Here is a 16,709-nt window from a genome sequence, read left to right on the forward strand (position 1 = left end):
ATGAGCGACGCGAAAGACGATAAGACGGACACCCAAAAGGGCGAAAACACACGGGCCCCGCTCACGCTTAAGCCCCGTGTCGGCGGAAATGTGTCCACCGGTACGGTGAAGCAAAGCTTCAGCCATGGCCGTTCGAAGACGGTGGTGGTCGAAACCAAGCGCCGCATAGGTACGCCTCCGGGTGCACCACGTCCCGGCGCAGATACCAATCTGGCGCGTCCGAAACCTCAGGCCCCAGCCTCATCACAGCGCCCTCAGGGTCAGCAGGGTGGTGGTAACACCGGTGGCCTGCGTCAGGAAGAGCTTGAAGCCCGCCGCCGTGTTCTGGAACAGGCCCGTGCTGAGCAGGCCAAACAGGAACAGGCGCGTCGCGAAGCCGAAGCCCGTCGGGTAAAGGCCGCAGAAGAGGCCGCGCGCGCTGCGCCGCCACCGGCGCCGGTTGCCAGTGAAAAACCTGAAGCCAAGGCTCCGGTTTCTGAAACCAAGGCACCTGAATCTAAACCGGTTGAAGCAAAGCCGGTTGCGGCTGAAGCGCCACGTCAGGCTGCCGCGCCTGTGTCTGCCATTGAGCAGGCCTTGTCGCGTCCGGCGCAACGTGCGCCGCGTGAAGGGCATCGTGAAGGTTTTAACCGTGATAACCGCTCACAGGGTGATCGCCCGCAAGGCGACCGCCCCAGAAGCGACCATCCGCGCGGCGATCGTCCGCAAGGTGAGCGTTCCGGTGCGCCGCGTGGCGATCGTCCGCCGTTTAACCGCGACGGCAACCGTCCACAGGGTGACCGCCCGCCGTTCAACCGTGACCGTCCACAGGGCGATCGTCCGCCGCGTCCAGCCGGTGAAACCGTACGCTATAGCGCCAACTCGCCGCGCCCGCCACGTGTCGGGTCAGGGGTATCGGCCAATGCGCCAGCCACTCCTGAAGTTGACCGTATCCGCTCCTCGCGTGGCACAGCTTCGCCTGCGCCTAAAACGACCGATGTCAGAAGCCGTACGCTGGATGACGATGATGGTCGGGGCAATAAGAAGGGCCGCGCCGGTGCACCGGTTAAGGCTGTCTCGCAGACTCGTGGTGAACCTAAGCGCCGTGAGGGTCGCCTGACGCTTCAGGCGGTTGTCGGTAACGATGAGGATGCCGCCGAACGCATGCGTTCGCTGGCCTCGGTGCGTCGTGCCCGTGAACGTGAGCGCGAAAAGCGTAAGGGTTCTCAGACCGAACAGGCCCGCGTCTCGCGCGAAGTTGTTATTCCTGACGTTATTACGGTTCAGGAATTGTCGAACCGTATGGCCGTACGTGCCGTGGACATCATCAAGCTTCTGATGAAGCAGGGCATGATGCTGAAAATCACGGATGTGATCGATACGGATACGGCGGAGCTTGTGGCCACTGAGTTTGGTCACGTTGTTAAGCGTGTGTCTGAAGCCGACGTCGAAGAAGGCTTTATTGCCGCTGACGACCATGATGATGATACGGTTTCGCGTCCGCCGGTTGTGGCGGTTATGGGTCACGTTGACCATGGCAAGACATCACTTCTGGATGCCTTGCGCTCAACGGATAAGGCCGCCGGTGAAGCCGGTGGTATCACCCAGCACATTGGTGCCTATCAGGTACATGTGCCGTCGGGTGAACGCGTTACCTTTCTTGATACTCCGGGTCACGCCGCCTTCTCAGCTATGCGGGCTCGCGGGGCTAATGTCACGGATATCGTGGTACTGGTGGTGGCAGCGGATGACGGCGTGATGCCGCAGACGATTGAAGCCATCAACCATGCGCGTGCCGCAAAGACGCCTATGATCGTAGCCGTCAACAAGATGGATAAGCCTGAGGCTAATCCGCAGCGTATCATTAATGAACTTCTGCAATATGAAGTGGTTGTTGAAGCGCTTGGCGGTGACACCCAGATTATCGAAGTGTCGGCCAAGGCCCGTACGGGTCTTGACAGCCTGATCGAAGCTATCCTGCTTCAGGCCGAAGTCCTTGACCTTAAGGCCAACCCTGATCGTACCGCTGAAGGTACGGTTATTGAAGCCAAGCTGGATAAGGGACGTGGCCCTGTGGCCACCGTTCTGGTCAGCCGTGGTACCCTGAAGCGCGGCGATATCGTTGTTGCCGGTTCTTCATGGGGCCGTGTGCGCGCCCTTATTGATGAGCGTAATGCGCAGCTTAACGAGGCTGGCCCATCGCAGCCGGTTGAGATTCTGGGTCTAGATAATGCGCCTGATCCCGGTGATACCTTTGCCGTTGTGGAATCTGATGCCCGTGCGCGTGAGATCACGGAATATCGTACCCGCGTACGTCGTGAAAAGATGATTGCGCCGGTAGGTGTCTCGCTGTCGGACATGATGTCCAAGCTTCAGGACAAGAAGGTTCAGGAACTGCAACTGATCGTCAAATCTGACGTTCAGGGGTCTGCCGAAGCTATTGTCGGATCGCTGGAAAAGGTCGGTAACGACGAAGTCCGTGCGCGCATCATCCACTCAGGTGCCGGTGCCATTACGGAATCGGACGTGCAACTGGCCAAGGGTTCAGGTGCACCGATCATCGGCTTTAACGTCCGCGCCAGCAAGCAGGCGCGTGATCTGGCCGAACGTGAAGGCGTGGAAATCCGCTATTACTCGATCATCTATGACCTGATCGATGACATCAAGGGCGTGCTTTCGGGTATGCTGTCGCCGATCCAGCGTGAAACCTTCCTCGGTAATGCCGAAATTCTTGAGGTGTTCGACATCACCAAGGTCGGCAGGGTTGCCGGTTGTCGGGTCACCGAAGGTCGCGTGCAGAAGGGTGCCCGCATCCGTATCCTACGCGATGATGTGGTCATTCAGGAAATGGGCGTTCTTTCGACGCTCAAGCGCTTTAAGGATGAAGTCAACGAAGTCGTGGTCGGTCAGGAATGCGGTATGGCATTCAACGGCTTCCAGGACATCAAAAAGGGCGATTTCATCGAATGCTTCACAGTCGAAGAAATCAAACGCACTCTGTAAGAGAGTTTAGCCCGGCGAAAGCCGGGCTAAATGCTTTTAGAGGGGTGGGTAATGTCATGCGTGGGGGACATGGACATATTAGCGCTATATCTCGATCGTAGTGATCCGTTTATATATTCGCTTATAGCTATACCAGTTATAGCCGTAATGGCTTATTTTCTGGAGGGTTGGCGTAGATACGCAGCCATAATAGCTTTCACGCTTTTGCCAACGATTCTGTTCTTAGTGTTTGTGAGGGCTTTGCTTCCATGGATGGTCTTTCAAGTTGACTTTTCAAAAACCACCTGGATATGGATGGGGTTGATCATTGTCCTCGCCTATAATCTGTTCTGGCTCTTGCCAGCATTCCTAGGATTCCTGTTGGGAAATCTGGCAATGTGGGTGAAGCTTCACCAATCTAAATAGGCCTGTTTCTTTCTGAAATTTTTGACTTTTCGCAAGATTTGCCTGTTATAGCTGGACGAAATTTTTGGAATGCGTTTATGCCTGATACGACCTTTTTTGATCCGTCTCATTATGTGCTGATTATCAAGTGTCCTGACACACGCGGTATCGTAGCGGCAGTGTCCGGTTATCTGAATGACAACGACATTTCGATTGTTGAGTCCAATCAGTTCAATGACGCACAGGGCGGTAATATGTTCTATGTGCGGGTGGTCTTTAAGCAGGCTGGCCCGCGTATGCCGCCGATGGAAATCCTGCGCGAAGGCTTTAAGCCGATTGCGCATCGATTTGCCATGGATTGGGAAATCCATAATTTGTCGGTTAAACCCCGCATTGTCATCGCTGTCTCGAAATTTGGCCATTGCCTGTATGAATTGCTGCATCGCTGGCGTGCCGGACTTCTGCCAGCCGATATTGCGGCGGTCGTATCCAACCACGAAGACATGCGCTCTTTTGTGGAATGGAATGGCCTGCCCTATATCCACCTGCCGATTACTAAAGACACAAAGGCCGAACAGGAAGCGGCGTTTCTTAAAATCCTTGAGGATCAGAAAGCTGACCTTCTGGTGCTGGCGCGCTATATGCAAATTCTGTCGGACGACTTCAGCGCCCGTGTGGCGGGCCGTTGTATCAACATCCACCACTCGTTCCTGCCGTCTTTCAAGGGGGCCAAGCCCTATCATCAGGCGCATCAGCGCGGGGTGAAGATCATCGGGGCGACGGCGCACTATGTTACCGAAGACCTCGATGAAGGCCCGATTATCGAACAGGACGTACAGCGCGTGAACCACGGCCATACCCCTGAACAGCTTGTGGCCATTGGTCAGGACATAGAGGCCCGCGTCCTTGCCCGTGCGGTCACCTGGCATGTCGAACGTCGCGTGATTATCAACGGCGGCAAGACGGTGGTCTTCTCCTAAGCCGCCAGATCATCCATCTGTTTTTTGACCTCCGCTGACGCCGTAACCACTTCGGAAAATGTATGGCTGATGGTGCCAATGGACTCATTAATCTGGGTCACGGCACCAACGGCAGTCTGCATATCCGCACTGATACTGCCGGTCGCGGCGTTTTGTTGCTCAAGGGCACCGGCCACCGAGGCGACATTTTCCAGAACCGTATTCATGCCGCCGGAAATAAGGTTCAGCGCGTTGACGACTTCGGAGGTTATTTCCTGCATGCTGGCGATTTCATCGGCGATCTTGCGCGTTGAATCTGCGGCCTGATTGGCAAGGGACTTAACCTCGGAGGCGACGACGGCGAAGCCTTTGCCCGCTTCACCGGCGCGGGCGGATTCTATGGTCGCATTAAGCGCCAGAAGGTTAATCTGAGCGGCAATGCCCTGAATGAGCGCCACGACATTGTTCATCGAGGTGGCAGAACTGTTCAGAAGCCCCGCTGAGCTGTTGGCCGTTTCGGCATATTTAAACACACCTTCAACGCCTGATTTGGCATTGAACATGCTGTTGGAAATCTCACGGACACTTTGACTGAGTTCTTCCGATGCCGAAGCCACGGATTGAATAATGGCACCGGTTTCATCAGAGGCATGGCTGGCCTGACTGGCCATCGAATGTGCACCGGATATCTGCTCGATGAGCCGGCCCAGAGACCGGTTAGCCTCTTCGCTGCGCTGACGTCGATGCACGGCGGCGGTAATATCGACGGCAAACTTGACGACCTTCACCACAGCACCGTTGTCATCAAGGATCGGGTTATAGGTTGCCTGAATATAGAGTTCACGTCCGCCCTTACCGAAGCGGCGATATTCACCGGCCTGGTACTCACCCTTAGCGAGGTCACTCCAGAAGCGCCTGTAAGCCTCATTTTGAATATAATCAGGGTCGCAAAACAGACGGTGATGCTGACCTGCTATTTCCTGTAAACAATAACCCAGCGCATTCAGGAAATTGTCATTGGCCGTAAGGATATGCCCATCCGGTGTGAATTCAATAACCGCCTGAGCCTTGCTTATCGCGTTGATCTTACCTTCATAGTCGAGATCCTTAAGGCGGGTTTTAGTAATATCACTGGCAAATTTAACGACTCTTATCACCTTGCCCTGTTTGTCACGTATCGGATTATAGGTGGCCTGAAGCCATATCGGTTTCCGGTCTTGTCCAAAGCGTTTGAATATCCCTTCGGCAAATTCGCCATTCGTTAAACGCTCCCAGAACCGCTGATAGTCAACGCTTTGGGTATATGTGGCATCGCAAAAAATGCGATGATGCTGGCCGACAATATCCTTAAGTGTGTAGCCTACGGTCTGAAGAAAGTTTGGATTGGCTGTAAGTATCTGCCCGTCAGGCGAAAAGGCGATTACAGCCTGTGACGCATTGAGGGCGGAAATAATACCCTCATCGTCGGCTGAAGCGCTCTGTCTGGTTCCGAATATACCCATCTCACGTACCCCCGCAAAGACATAAACACAACCATAGATTTTATTACAAGGTTATAATTAAGTATTAATGCGATAGCTCACGGTTGATGTGATTTGCGAAATGGTACGTTAATCGTCAGGTAGGTCGCGGCCCGCCAGACCCATTCCAAAGGCCCATAGTAAAAATATCTGAACCAGACATGGGCAAAAAGCACCTGTAACCCGAAGGCGCCCAATCCGATTAATACCGCCTCGGATTGCGTCATGGTGGCATGAAGCCCCAATCCATAGCCGTAAAACACCGGCACAAAGATAAGCGACTGAAGGATATAAAGGCTTAAGGTCATGCGTCCGACGGGTGCCAGAATATTTAGTAGCTTACCTGCTCCGCCGTAATAAAGTGTTGTAAATCCAAGCATCAGCACAGCCATTACGGATATATCGAACAGGCTGCTTATGATGGCCCTAAACAGGATACGCGGCATGAATATGGCATCTGACGTAGGTATAAGCGCGATCAGAGGTTCCCGCACGACGTAAATTCCGACAGCGGTAATTGCGGCGGCCAGCAGACCATAGAGTCTGATTTTCCCAAAGGTTTCCGGGCGGGCAAAAAAGCCAATGCGCCCCAGGATCATACCGATCAGTGAAAGACCGAGTATCTGGCTCAGTCGACCGGACTCGTACATGAACAGCCACTTGAAACCATGCCCGTCCGTAATATTGGCACTGATGGTATCGGTGAAATTACCGCTCAGATAAACCTCAGGGATGGCTTCAGACCAGAATTTGAGCGGTTGATTAGCCCATTCCGCTCCGTTGAGGCCGGCAACAATCTGAATGATCATCAGCGGTTGCAACAGGAAGAAGAGCGCGAATATCCATAACCACAGATTTGATTTCACACGGTAAAAGGGAATGAGAAACAAACCCATGACCGCCAGCACTTCAAGCACATCACCGCGATACCACAGACAGTGTAACAAACCTAAAGCCGCCAGCACGACAAGGCGCCAGATGAAGCGGCCAGTAAAATCAACGCCTTTTTGTGCCGACCGATCCATGATGATGAAAAAGCTGACACCAAAACACAGGGCCAGAAGCGCAAAGGCCTTACCGGCGAAAATCAGCCACACGGTATCGTGTATCATAAGCTGAAACGGGTCTTTGGTCGGATTGGCCCAATAGAGCTCAAACAGTTCCGGCATATGGACGATAAACAAACCGAACAGCGCCAGACCCCGAAGGGCATCTAATCCCTCCATGCGAGGCGTGAAACCCGTATGCGCCGTCATCTAAACCCCCTGTTATGTTTTGCTAAGGGCTAACACGGCTTAGGGGGTTTGGCCATGCTTTCTGAGGGGCACATCAAAGCGCAAATAGGTACCGCACCGCCATAACCATTCCAGCGGGCCGTAGTGGTAGCGTTTGAACCACAGATGTGCGAACAGGAGTTGGGCTGTAAAGCCAATAATCGCCAGACCCAGAGCGGCTGTGGTGGTCATGTGCTGATAAAGACCGAGACCAAATCCGTAATAAAGCGGCACGAATATCAGCGACTGTCCGACATAGAGGGTCAGGGTCATGCGCCCGAGCGGAGCCAGACAATTCAGAATCGTTTGGGCCCTTACCCACTGATAAAGCTCGATGAACCCAAGCACATAGAGCGCCATTACCAGATCGACCCGGTAAAGGGTCAGTATCGCCTCACGATAGTGGGTGACAAAACGATGATCCGGTGTCGAGTGGATCAGATGCCTGAGGCTGAGTTCATTGAGGTACAAAAGCCCGAGCGCCACGGCGCAGGCCAGCATAGCCGCGCGTCTTTGCAGGCTGAAGGCTTCGGGGCGGTGGAAGAAGCCGATGCGTCCCAGCACCAGACCGATGATAAACAGGCCGGTTATCTGGGTCACACGCCCCGATTCCAGCATGTATATCCATTTGCGTTGCCATCCGCTGGTAGCGTTATGGGCAAATATATCGCCCAAAGAGCCGGCGGCGTAGACGCTTAAGGACTGAAATCTTATGTGTAAGGGAGCTGTATTTGCCGCCGGATCGCTCATGGCGCGCCACAACATAAACATCAGATCAGGTTGCAGCAGCAAAACACAGCCCAGAACCGTCAGTATGTTCGTTGGCAAGCGGTTGAGCAGCAGAAGCCCGATGCCGATCAGGGCCAGAATCTGCAGAATATCACCGATAAACAGTAAGCCGTGTACAAGGCCCAGACCACACAGCAAGGCCATGCGCCAGAGAAACCGTTTACTGAAATCGACGCCTTTTTTGGCCTGACCGTCCATAATGATGAAAAAGCTCAGGCCAAACATCAGGGCAAAGATGGAATAGGCCTTGCCCGACACCAGAAGGTGCAGAAAGTCATGCAGCGCATTGCGATCCTTTACGAACCAGAACAGTTCGTAATAGTCAATGACATGCAGCAGAAACAGCCCCATCAGGGCGAAACCGCGCAGGGCATCAATCATCAGAAGGCGCGAGGCAGTCGGCATACAAAACCGTGACGGGCAGTGAAAAACGGCCCCCCATATCAGGGCGGTCTATTTAATGATAGAAAAAACGGCAAAAACGCCTATATGGAGCCCATGAAAAGAAACGATCATAAATCAGGCCGTGGCCAGAAGCCTGAAGCGCTCGGCCCTACGCAACGCCAGTTACGGGCCGGTGAACTGGTGCGCCATGCATTGGTGGAAATCCTCCGTGAAGAAGAGATTCACGACGACGACCTTAATGGTGTGTCAGTGACGGTTACCGAGGTGCGTTGCTCACCCGATCTGCGCCACGCCACCGTGTTTATCGAACCCCTGGGTGCGGGTCTTATTGCTTCTGAAAACAAGGCTGCCACTGTTAAGCCGGCAATTGAGGCCCTGAACCGTCACGCCAAATATCTGCGCGGCATACTGGGCCGTAATATCGATATGAAGTTCACACCGGCGCTCCGTTTTCTGCATGACGAAAGCTTCAACGAAGCCTCGCGCATTGATGCCCTGCTGGCCCGTCCGGATGTGGCACGCGACCTGATGGCTCCGGATGAGGATGACGCCTGAGCATGGCGCGTAAGAAAAAAGGCGAGCTGGTTAACGGCTGGGTGTGTCTCGATAAACCACACGGTTTAGGTTCAACTCAGGCGGTGTCGCTGGTCAGGCGGTTGTTCAACGCCCAGAAGGCCGGACATGCCGGAACGCTTGATCCGCTGGCCTCAGGCATTTTGCCGATTGCCTTGGGCGAAGCCACCAAGACGGTTCCTTATCTGATGGAAGCCGATAAGGTCTATCGCTTTAACGTAAGATGGGGCTTACGCACGGATACCTATGATCTTGAGGGCGAAGCGGTCGAACAAAACGATCTGCGTCCGACCGAAGATGAAATCCGTGCCGTTCTGCCGCAATTTATCGGTGATATTGAACAGGCCCCGCCTGCTTTTTCGGCCATCAAGGTCGACGGCAGACGCGCCTATGATCTGGCGCGCGAAGGGGTTCTGGTTGAACTGGAAACCCGTCCGGTGACGGTACATGACCTCAGGCTAGAGCGTATCGTCAGCGTTGATGAGGCCGAGTTTGTGCTCCATTGCGGCAAGGGCACCTATGTGCGCTCGATTGCCCGAGATCTGGCGCTGGAACTGGGGGTGCTGGGGGTGGTCAGTGTGCTTAGGCGTGAAGCTGTTGGCGCCTTTGATTTAAATTTATGCACAGGGGTGGAAAATCTGGAGGATTTGGTGCATAGAGACGCCGCTTACGAGGCTTTACTTGGGGTCGAGACAGCGCTGGACGACATCCCGGCCTTGCCTGTGACCCTTGATGAGGCTTCGCAGCTCAAACAGGGCCGTGACATTCCCCTGTCTTTTTCGCGTGTTGAGCAGGCGAACCAAACCCTTAAGGATCGTCGTGAGGCGGGCTTCAAAGAGTTTGAACGCACGCTCTGGGCGCAAACGGACGGTAAGGTTGTGGCTCTGGGTGAATTGCGTCTGGATCGTTTTTACCCCACGCGCATTCTTAACCTTTAACCCTCCCGCAGGCCCGATCCGCAAGATCTGGCTGCGAAGAAAAGGAGACCCCGATGTCGATTACTGCCGAACGTAAGGCCGAATTGATCAAGACCCACGCCCGTTCCGAAGGGGACACCGGCGGGGCCGAAGTGCAGATCGCAATCCTCTCTGAGCGTATTGCTAACCTCACTGAACACTTCAAAGACCACAAGAAGGACAACCACTCACGTCGTGGCCTTCTGAAGCTGGTGTCGCAACGTCGCCGCCTGCTTGACTACCTCAAAAACACCGAAGCTGCGCGCTATCAGGCGATCATCGAGACCCTGGGTCTGCGTCGCTAAGTTTTGAGCTATCCTTCAGGGCCTGAGACCTTCTCAGGCCCTGAAACTTATCTGATCCCTGCCTGAGGGAGGTTTCAGGCAAACTGATCCGGCAAACCGTTTGCCGGTGATAACGCGGGGCAAGGCACAAGGTGCTCGCCCCATTATACGCCTTCTGGAATGGGCCAGCGGGTGAAAGAAAGACAAAAATGTTTGATATTAAAAGAAAAACCATTGACTGGGCTGGCCGTAAACTGACCCTCGAAACCGGTCGCATCGCGCGTCAGGCAGACGCAGCGGTTCTGGCGACCTATGGTGACACGATTGTGCTGGCGACGGTGGTCTATGCCCGTTCGCCTAAGCCCGGTCAGGATTTCTTCCCCCTGACGGTCAACTATCAGGAAAAGACCTTTGCCGCGGGTAAGATTCCGGGCGGCTATTTCAAGCGCGAAGGCCGTCCTTCGGAAAAGGAAACACTGGTTTCCCGCCTGATCGACCGTCCGATCCGTCCGCTGTTCGTCAAGGGCTTCAAGAATGAAGTGCAGGTCGTTGTTACCGTGCTTCAGCATGACCTTGAGAACGATCCGGACATCCTCGGTCTGGTTGCCGCCTCTGCTGCCCTGACCCTGTCAGGTGTGCCGTTCATGGGCCCGATCGGTGCCGCCCGCGTGGCCGTCATCGAAGGCGAATATGTTCTGAACCCAACCCTTGATCAGACCAAAGAGTCCGATCTTGACCTGGTGGTCGCCGGTACGCAGGACGCGCTGATGATGGTTGAATCCGAAGCCAAAGAGCTTACGGAAGAAAAAATGCTCGGTGCATTGGTGTTCGCCCATCAGGGTATGCAACCGGTTATCGATGCGATCATCGAACTGGCGGAACACGCCGCCAAAGAGCCTTTCGCCTTCGAAGCCGAAGATTTCTCTGACGTTGTCCTGAAAATCAAGGCGATTGTCGGCGACGATATCCGCACGGCCTACAGCCACAAGGCCAAGGAAGAGCGCCGTAACGCCGTTGGTGCCGCCAAGGTTAAGGCCGGTCTGGCCCTGCTGAAGACCGAAGAAAACCCTGAAGGCGTTGACGCAACCATTTTTGGTTCGGCCTTCAAGGAATGTGAAGCCGACGTCCTGCGTCGTGACATCATCGATCATGGCCGTCGCGTTGATGGTCGTCCGGTCGATAAGGTACGTTCGATCCTCGGTGAAGTCGGTATCCTGCCGCGCACCCACGGGTCTGCCCTGTTCACGCGCGGTGAGACTCAGGCACTGGTTGTCGCCACTCTCGGCACCGGCGACGATGAGCAGTTCATCGACGCGCTCGAAGGCACCTATAAAGAAAAGTTCCTTCTGCACTACAACTTCCCTCCATACTCTGTAGGTGAAGCGGGCCGTATGGGCTCACCGGGTCGCCGCGAAATCGGTCACGGTAAGCTGGCATGGCGCGCCGTTCGTCCGATTCTTCCGGCCACGGAAGATTTCCCTTACACCATCCGCGTGGTGTCGGAGATCACCGAGTCCAATGGTTCATCCTCGATGGCCACGGTCTGCGGTACGTCTCTGGCTCTGATGGATGCCGGTGTGCCGCTCAAGCGCCCGGTTTCCGGTATTGCCATGGGCCTGATTCTCGAAAAGGACGGCTATGCGGTTCTGTCCGACATCCTCGGTGACGAAGATCACCTTGGCGACATGGACTTCAAGGTGGCCGGTACCGAAGTGGGTATCACCTCGCTTCAGATGGACATCAAGGTTCCGGGTATTACCGAAGAAATCATGCGCAAGGCGCTGCATCAGGCCAATGAAGGCCGTCTGCACATTCTTGATGAAATGAACAAGGCTATCTCCGGTTCACGTGAAGAACTGGGTGAGTTTGCCCCCAAGATCGAAACCATCAAGATCGCGGTCGACAAGATCCGTGAAGTGATCGGTTCCGGCGGTAAGGTCATTCGCGAAATCGTTGAAAAGACCGGTGCCAAGATCGACATCGGTGAAGACGGTACGATTAAGATCGCCGCTTCGCTGCAAGCCAATATCGATGCCGCCCGCGACTGGATTAAGTCGATTGCTTCGGAACCTGAAGTCGGTGCCATCTATAAGGGCAAGGTCGTGAAGGTCGTCGATTTCGGCGCGTTCGTGAACTTCTTTGGTGCCAAGGATGGTCTGGTTCACATCTCGCAGATCAAGAACGAAAAGGTCGCCAAGACCTCTGACGTTCTGAACGAAGGCGACGAAGTGAAGGTGAAGTTCCTGGGCTTTGACGATCGTGGCAAGACCAAGCTGTCGATGAAGGTCGTTGATCAGGAAACCGGCGAAGATCTCACCGAAAAGCTGGCGGCTGAACGTGCCGCCCGCATCGAAGCCGGTGAAGAGGCGCCTGCACCTGAAGGCAATGACGAAGGCGGCGAAAAGCGAGAGCGCCGTCCGCGCCGTCCGCGCCGCGACTAATTATCGGGGTGAAGGGGTCTTAGACCCCTTCGTCTTGTGATCTGAGAAAGCGATCCTTTACGGGGTCGCTTTTTTTTATGGATTAAAGGCGAGGGGACATTGTCTCCTCGACCCCGAAACCAATCCGCGATAATCTGAGGGCATGATTACGATTATTGATCAAACCCTTGACCGTCCGGCAATAGTGTTACTTGCCAATCGGGGCGAGCCTGTAAAGCTTGAAGGCTGCGAACTTGAAGAGGCAGACCTGTCCGATCTGATTATGGACGGATGGATTTTCGAGCAGTGCCTGATGAAGAACACCAAGCTGGTGTCAGCAAGGCTGGAAAAGGCGCAATTCATTTCCTGCAAGGGGGCGCATGCCAATTTCACTTCAGCGCATCTGATTGAAGCACAGTTTACTGCCTGTGATTTCAACAATTCAAAATTTCGCGGCAGTCATCTGGCGCAGGCCGTATTCAAGCGCTGTAAACTGACCGGCGCTGATTTCAACGACAGCCGCGCCATGGATATACGGTTTGAGGATTGTCGACTTAATCACGCACGACTGCGCGGTTTTGCCTTTAACAAACAGATCCTGAAATCGGTGGATTTCTCCAATGCCGATCTGATGCGCTGTGATTTTCGCGATGTGGTGTTTGAAGACTGTTCTCTGCGTGATGCCGACCTCAACGACGCCCGCTTTGGTGGCGCGGATATGCGTGGCACAGATATTGGCGGGGTGAGGCTGGATGATGCCCGCCGTTTCAAGGGCGCGACCATTTCACGGGCGCAGGCCGCAGAGCTTCTGTCCGAACTGGGGTTAAAGGTTCGCTAGTGCCAATCACCGTCTACATAGATGCCGATGCCTGCCCGGTTAAGGACGAAACCTACAAGGTCGCGGCCCGCTACGGTCTAAAGACGTTGGTTGTCTCCAACAGCTTTATCCAGATTCCAAAATCTGATCTCATCGCACGCATGGTTGTCGATGCCGGGCCGGATATCGCTGATGACTGGATCGCCGATCAGGTTGTACAAGGTGATGTGGTGGTCACCAATGATATTCCGCTGGCCGGTCGTGTGCTGGCGAAGGCTGCGCATGCATTGGCCCCAAACGGCAGGGCCTTTACACCGGATTCGATCGGAGCGGCCCTGTCGCAGCGCGCCCTGATGGAACATATCCGCTCAACAGGTGACATTACCGGTGGCCCACCGCCTTTTGCGGCTTCGGATCGTTCGAAGTTTCTGCAAATGCTCGATCAGATCATTTCCAAACAACGCCGCCGACAACCCTAAACGCGCTATTTCGCGTAAATGACTTGCCTTAAATAAGTGAACGATTTAGATGAAACGTTCAAATAACGTGGACTGAACTCTCTATGCATCACAAGTGGATGAGAACGGCGCTGTGTGGTGCTTTGGCCGGGTGGGTACCGCTGACCGCTGCCGCGCAGGACGAGGTTACCGAAGTTGTGGTGACCGCTCAGAAAAAGCCTGAGCCTCTGGCGCGTACACCGCTTTCGGTAGCGGTTATCTCGGGCGATCAGATACGTGGGGCCGGTGCCTATGACCTTAAGGACGTGCAGATACTGACGCCGTCCCTGTTGATTACCTCAACCGCCAACGAAGCCCAGACTACCGCTCGCTTACGCGGCGTAGGTACGGTGGGTGATAATCCGGGTCTGGAATCGTCTGTTGGTGTGGTCATTGACGGTGTGGTGCGCGCGCGAACGGCTACGGCCATGAGCGATCTGGGGGTGGTAGAGCGCATCGAAATCCTCAAGGGTCCGCAAACCAGCCTGTTCGGTAAGGGGGCGTCCGGTGGCATCATTCAGGCGGTCACAGAGGCACCTCGTTTTAAGTCTATTCAATCGCTTGAGCTTGATCTGGGGGAACATGGCACCAAGGGCGTGGCGGGCTATGTGTCTGGCCCCCTAAGCCCGAAGTGGGCCGGGTCTCTTTCACTTGTACACCGGCAACGCGATGGTCAGTATAAGGTCAATATCGATCAGGGGCCGCGCATTGAGCGCGAAGACGGGGACCAGAACTATTACTCCGTACGCGGACAAATGCTCTATATGTCCGAAGATCGCATCAAAATCAGACTGATTGCTGATTACACGCAACGCGATGAGAACTGCTGCGCCGGTACGGCCATAGCCGTTGGCGGGGCCGCAGACTACGTCAGCAGCCTGACGCCGTCAGATGGGGTGGTAAAGGATCCAGACCCGTCACAACGTATTGCCTGGCTTAACCGCTCGACCGCGCAGGATATTACCGATGCCGGTTTGTCGCTGGAACAGACCGTAAGGCTCAATGATGATGTGACGCTTGTGTCGATCACGGCGGCGCGTACCTATCGTCATACATCCGGCTACGATGCCGATTTCACCAGCGCTGACATCTATTATCGTGAACCGGACGGGGCATTCGGCAACCGGTTTGATACCTTAAGTCAGGAAGTGCGCCTGAATGGCCGATGGTCATCTCTCGACTGGCTTATCGGACTTTATCTGTCTTCCGAAGACCTTGAGCGTCATGACCAGTATCTCTATGGCAAGGATTATGAGCCCTATATGGGTCTGCTTCTGTCCCGTGGCACCAATAGTGAGCGTATCTCCGAACTGACCGGCCTTCCCGTGGGTGAGTCCTACTTGCCGGGTTTGGGGGCCAATGATTTTTACCGCCAATCTGAGCGCAACGCCGCCTTGTTTGCCAATGCCGAATGGGAAATCGGATCAGATGTATCTGTCGTCGGCGGACTGCGCCTTAACCATCAGGCGAAATCCTTGCGCGCCAGTTTTACCAATTCGGATGACGGCATGGCCTGTGAAGCAGCCCAATCCTTAGGGTCACCGTCATTGGGCATCGTGTGTCTGCCCTGGTCTAATCCGGCCTTCAATAATCTGACCACGACGCAAAAAATGTCAGACTGCGCCACGACCGGCACGCTGAAACTGGTGTGGCGGCCGAAATCGGCCCTGACGACCTATGTATCGATCAGCCGTGGCTGGAAGGGTGGCGGGTTCAATCTGGATCGTGAACAAAACAGCGGTTTTGACGCGGTTTATGATACGTCTTTCGCGCCCGAAACGGTGACTGCCTATGAACTGGGTTTCAAGGGCCGCTGGATGCGGGGCAGGCTTGCGCTGGATGCTGCCCTGTTCGAACAAAGGTTCGAAAACTTCCAGCTGAATACCTTTCTGGGTACGACCTTCCTTGTGACCTCTGTGCCGGAACTACGGTCTAAAGGTATCGAAGCCGAAGGCAGGCTTAGTCTGCGCAATGGTTGGCGCTTCATCAGTGGCGTGACATGGACAGATAGTCGTTTTGGTTCTGATCCGGTACAGGGCTTGCCTCTGGTTGCGGGGGGCAGGGCTTCTTTTGCCCCTAAGTGGTCGGTCACCACCCAGATCGACTATAGCCGCCAACTGTTCGGCCTTGAATTCAAGGCCTCCCTCGATGCCCGTTATAACAGTGCCTATAATACCGGTTCTGATTTGGCACCGATCAAGTTGCAGGACGCCTTTACCCTGATGAACGGTCGCCTCACCCTTGCCAGATTTGATGAGAGTGTGGCGGTCGATCTGTGGGGCAAGAATCTGACGGATCAGGACTATTATCAGGTGGCTTTTGGCGCACCGTTTCAGTCAGGCAGCTTCAATGCTTTTATGGGACAACCACGCACATTGGGCATAAGCCTGCGCCTGAAACGATAAACGCTCCCCGTCATAATGACGGAGAGCGTTTAAGGCGCTAGATTATCGCGAATCTCAGGTTACACCGGCTTCGGTCAGCCATTCCACAAGCTTGGATTTCGGCATGGCACCGACCTTCATCGACTTGATTTCGCCGTTCTGGAACAGGATCATCGTCGGAATGCCGCGCACACCAAAACGTGAAGGGGTCATGGGGGAGTCGTCGATATTCAACTTGGAAATGGTCAGCTTGTCGCCATAGCTGGTGGCCAGTTCATCAAGGATGGGCGCGATCTGCTTACAGGGGCCGCACCACTCTGCCCAGAAATCGACCAGAACCGGCTTATCCGATTGCAGGACATCAGCTTCGAAGGTTTCGTCCGTGACTTTCAAGGTAGACATAGGGGTATCCTGTACTAATAAGGCCGAAAGGCGTCTGGTCTCAAGTTAGGGAGTCGGCAGGCG

13 protein-coding genes are annotated in these 16,709 nt (G+C 54.7%); 9 read left to right on the forward strand and 4 right to left on the reverse strand.

Annotated elements, in window-relative coordinates:
- The gene (gene infB, locus E5201_RS01990) at positions 1-2,982 is read left to right on the forward strand and encodes a translation initiation factor IF-2 (protein ID WP_140984319.1); all 2,982 of its coding nucleotides are present in this window, start codon (positions 1-3) and stop codon (positions 2,980-2,982) included.
- Between the two features lie 482 nt (positions 2,983-3,464).
- Positions 3,465-4,346, forward strand: coding sequence for a formyltetrahydrofolate deformylase (gene purU, locus E5201_RS01995; RefSeq protein ID WP_140984320.1), 882 nt, complete (start codon positions 3,465-3,467; stop codon positions 4,344-4,346).
- Here purU and E5201_RS02000 read toward each other — a convergent pair.
- From E5201_RS02000 to E5201_RS02010, 3 genes are all read right to left on the reverse strand, one after another.
- Positions 4,343-5,827, reverse strand: a complete 1,485-nt coding sequence (locus E5201_RS02000; RefSeq protein WP_140984321.1) for a methyl-accepting chemotaxis protein — start codon at positions 5,825-5,827, stop codon at positions 4,343-4,345. The two genes, purU and E5201_RS02000, sit on opposite strands and share 4 nt — an antisense overlap.
- A gap of 77 nt (positions 5,828-5,904) precedes the next feature.
- The gene (locus tag E5201_RS02005) at positions 5,905-7,101 is read right to left on the reverse strand and encodes a DUF418 domain-containing protein (protein ID WP_246050354.1); all 1,197 of its coding nucleotides are present in this window, start codon (positions 7,099-7,101) and stop codon (positions 5,905-5,907) included.
- 39 nt (positions 7,102-7,140) lie between these two features.
- Entirely contained in the window at positions 7,141-8,313 is a 1,173-nt protein-coding gene (locus E5201_RS02010) for a DUF418 domain-containing protein (protein ID WP_140984322.1), read from the reverse strand.
- 93 nt (positions 8,314-8,406) lie between these two features.
- On the opposite strand from E5201_RS02010, the gene rbfA reads away from it, so the two are divergent.
- From rbfA to E5201_RS02045, 7 genes are all read left to right on the forward strand, one after another.
- Complete coding sequence (rbfA, locus tag E5201_RS02015; protein ID WP_140984323.1) at positions 8,407-8,868, forward strand: 30S ribosome-binding factor RbfA; 462 nt, start codon at positions 8,407-8,409, stop codon at positions 8,866-8,868.
- Positions 8,869-8,870: 2 nt separating this feature from the next.
- Positions 8,871-9,824: a tRNA pseudouridine(55) synthase TruB gene (gene truB / locus E5201_RS02020; protein WP_140984324.1), complete on the forward strand. Its 954-nt coding sequence runs from the start codon at positions 8,871-8,873 to the stop codon at positions 9,822-9,824.
- A 53-nt stretch (positions 9,825-9,877) separates the two neighbouring features.
- The gene (gene rpsO / locus E5201_RS02025; RefSeq protein WP_140984325.1) at positions 9,878-10,147 is read left to right on the forward strand and encodes a 30S ribosomal protein S15; all 270 of its coding nucleotides are present in this window, start codon (positions 9,878-9,880) and stop codon (positions 10,145-10,147) included.
- A 188-nt stretch (positions 10,148-10,335) separates the two neighbouring features.
- A complete protein-coding gene (pnp, locus tag E5201_RS02030) occupies positions 10,336-12,567 on the forward strand; it encodes a polyribonucleotide nucleotidyltransferase (protein WP_140984326.1) in 2,232 nt (743 codons plus the stop codon).
- 142 nt (positions 12,568-12,709) lie between these two features.
- A complete protein-coding gene (locus tag E5201_RS02035) occupies positions 12,710-13,384 on the forward strand; it encodes a pentapeptide repeat-containing protein (protein WP_140984327.1) in 675 nt (224 codons plus the stop codon).
- Entirely contained in the window at positions 13,384-13,842 is a 459-nt protein-coding gene (locus tag E5201_RS02040; protein ID WP_140984328.1) for a YaiI/YqxD family protein, read from the forward strand. Before E5201_RS02035 ends, E5201_RS02040 begins: the two co-directional genes overlap by 1 nt.
- A gap of 122 nt (positions 13,843-13,964) precedes the next feature.
- Positions 13,965-16,265, forward strand: a complete 2,301-nt coding sequence (locus E5201_RS02045; protein ID WP_246050355.1) for a TonB-dependent receptor — start codon at positions 13,965-13,967, stop codon at positions 16,263-16,265.
- Between the two features lie 54 nt (positions 16,266-16,319).
- On the opposite strand, the gene trxA is transcribed toward E5201_RS02045, so the two are convergent.
- A complete protein-coding gene (trxA, locus tag E5201_RS02050) occupies positions 16,320-16,646 on the reverse strand; it encodes a thioredoxin TrxA (protein ID WP_140984329.1) in 327 nt (108 codons plus the stop codon).
- Positions 16,647-16,709: the final 63 nt, after the last annotated feature.

The sequence above is a fragment of the Asticcacaulis tiandongensis genome, from assembly GCF_006475605.1.
GTDB lineage: Bacteria > Pseudomonadota > Alphaproteobacteria > Caulobacterales > Caulobacteraceae > Asticcacaulis > Asticcacaulis tiandongensis.

What these genes read in the sequence shown, in the direction of transcription:
- infB (WP_140984319.1), top strand. Translation starts at nt 1, where the DNA reads ATGAGCGACGCGAAAGACGATAAGACGGACACCCAAAAGGGCGAAAAC.
- purU (WP_140984320.1), top strand. Translation starts at nt 3,465, where the DNA reads ATGCCTGATACGACCTTTTTTGATCCGTCTCATTATGTGCTGATTATC.
- E5201_RS02000 (WP_140984321.1), bottom strand. Translation starts at nt 5,827, where the DNA reads ATGGGTATATTCGGAACCAGACAGAGCGCTTCAGCCGACGATGAGGGT.
- E5201_RS02005 (WP_246050354.1), bottom strand. Translation starts at nt 7,101, where the DNA reads ATGACGGCGCATACGGGTTTCACGCCTCGCATGGAGGGATTAGATGCC.
- E5201_RS02010 (WP_140984322.1), bottom strand. Translation starts at nt 8,313, where the DNA reads ATGCCGACTGCCTCGCGCCTTCTGATGATTGATGCCCTGCGCGGTTTC.
- rbfA (WP_140984323.1), top strand. Translation starts at nt 8,407, where the DNA reads ATGAAAAGAAACGATCATAAATCAGGCCGTGGCCAGAAGCCTGAAGCG.
- truB (WP_140984324.1), top strand. Translation starts at nt 8,871, where the DNA reads ATGGCGCGTAAGAAAAAAGGCGAGCTGGTTAACGGCTGGGTGTGTCTC.
- rpsO (WP_140984325.1), top strand. Translation starts at nt 9,878, where the DNA reads ATGTCGATTACTGCCGAACGTAAGGCCGAATTGATCAAGACCCACGCC.
- pnp (WP_140984326.1), top strand. Translation starts at nt 10,336, where the DNA reads ATGTTTGATATTAAAAGAAAAACCATTGACTGGGCTGGCCGTAAACTG.
- E5201_RS02035 (WP_140984327.1), top strand. Translation starts at nt 12,710, where the DNA reads ATGATTACGATTATTGATCAAACCCTTGACCGTCCGGCAATAGTGTTA.
- trxA (WP_140984329.1), bottom strand. Translation starts at nt 16,646, where the DNA reads ATGTCTACCTTGAAAGTCACGGACGAAACCTTCGAAGCTGATGTCCTG.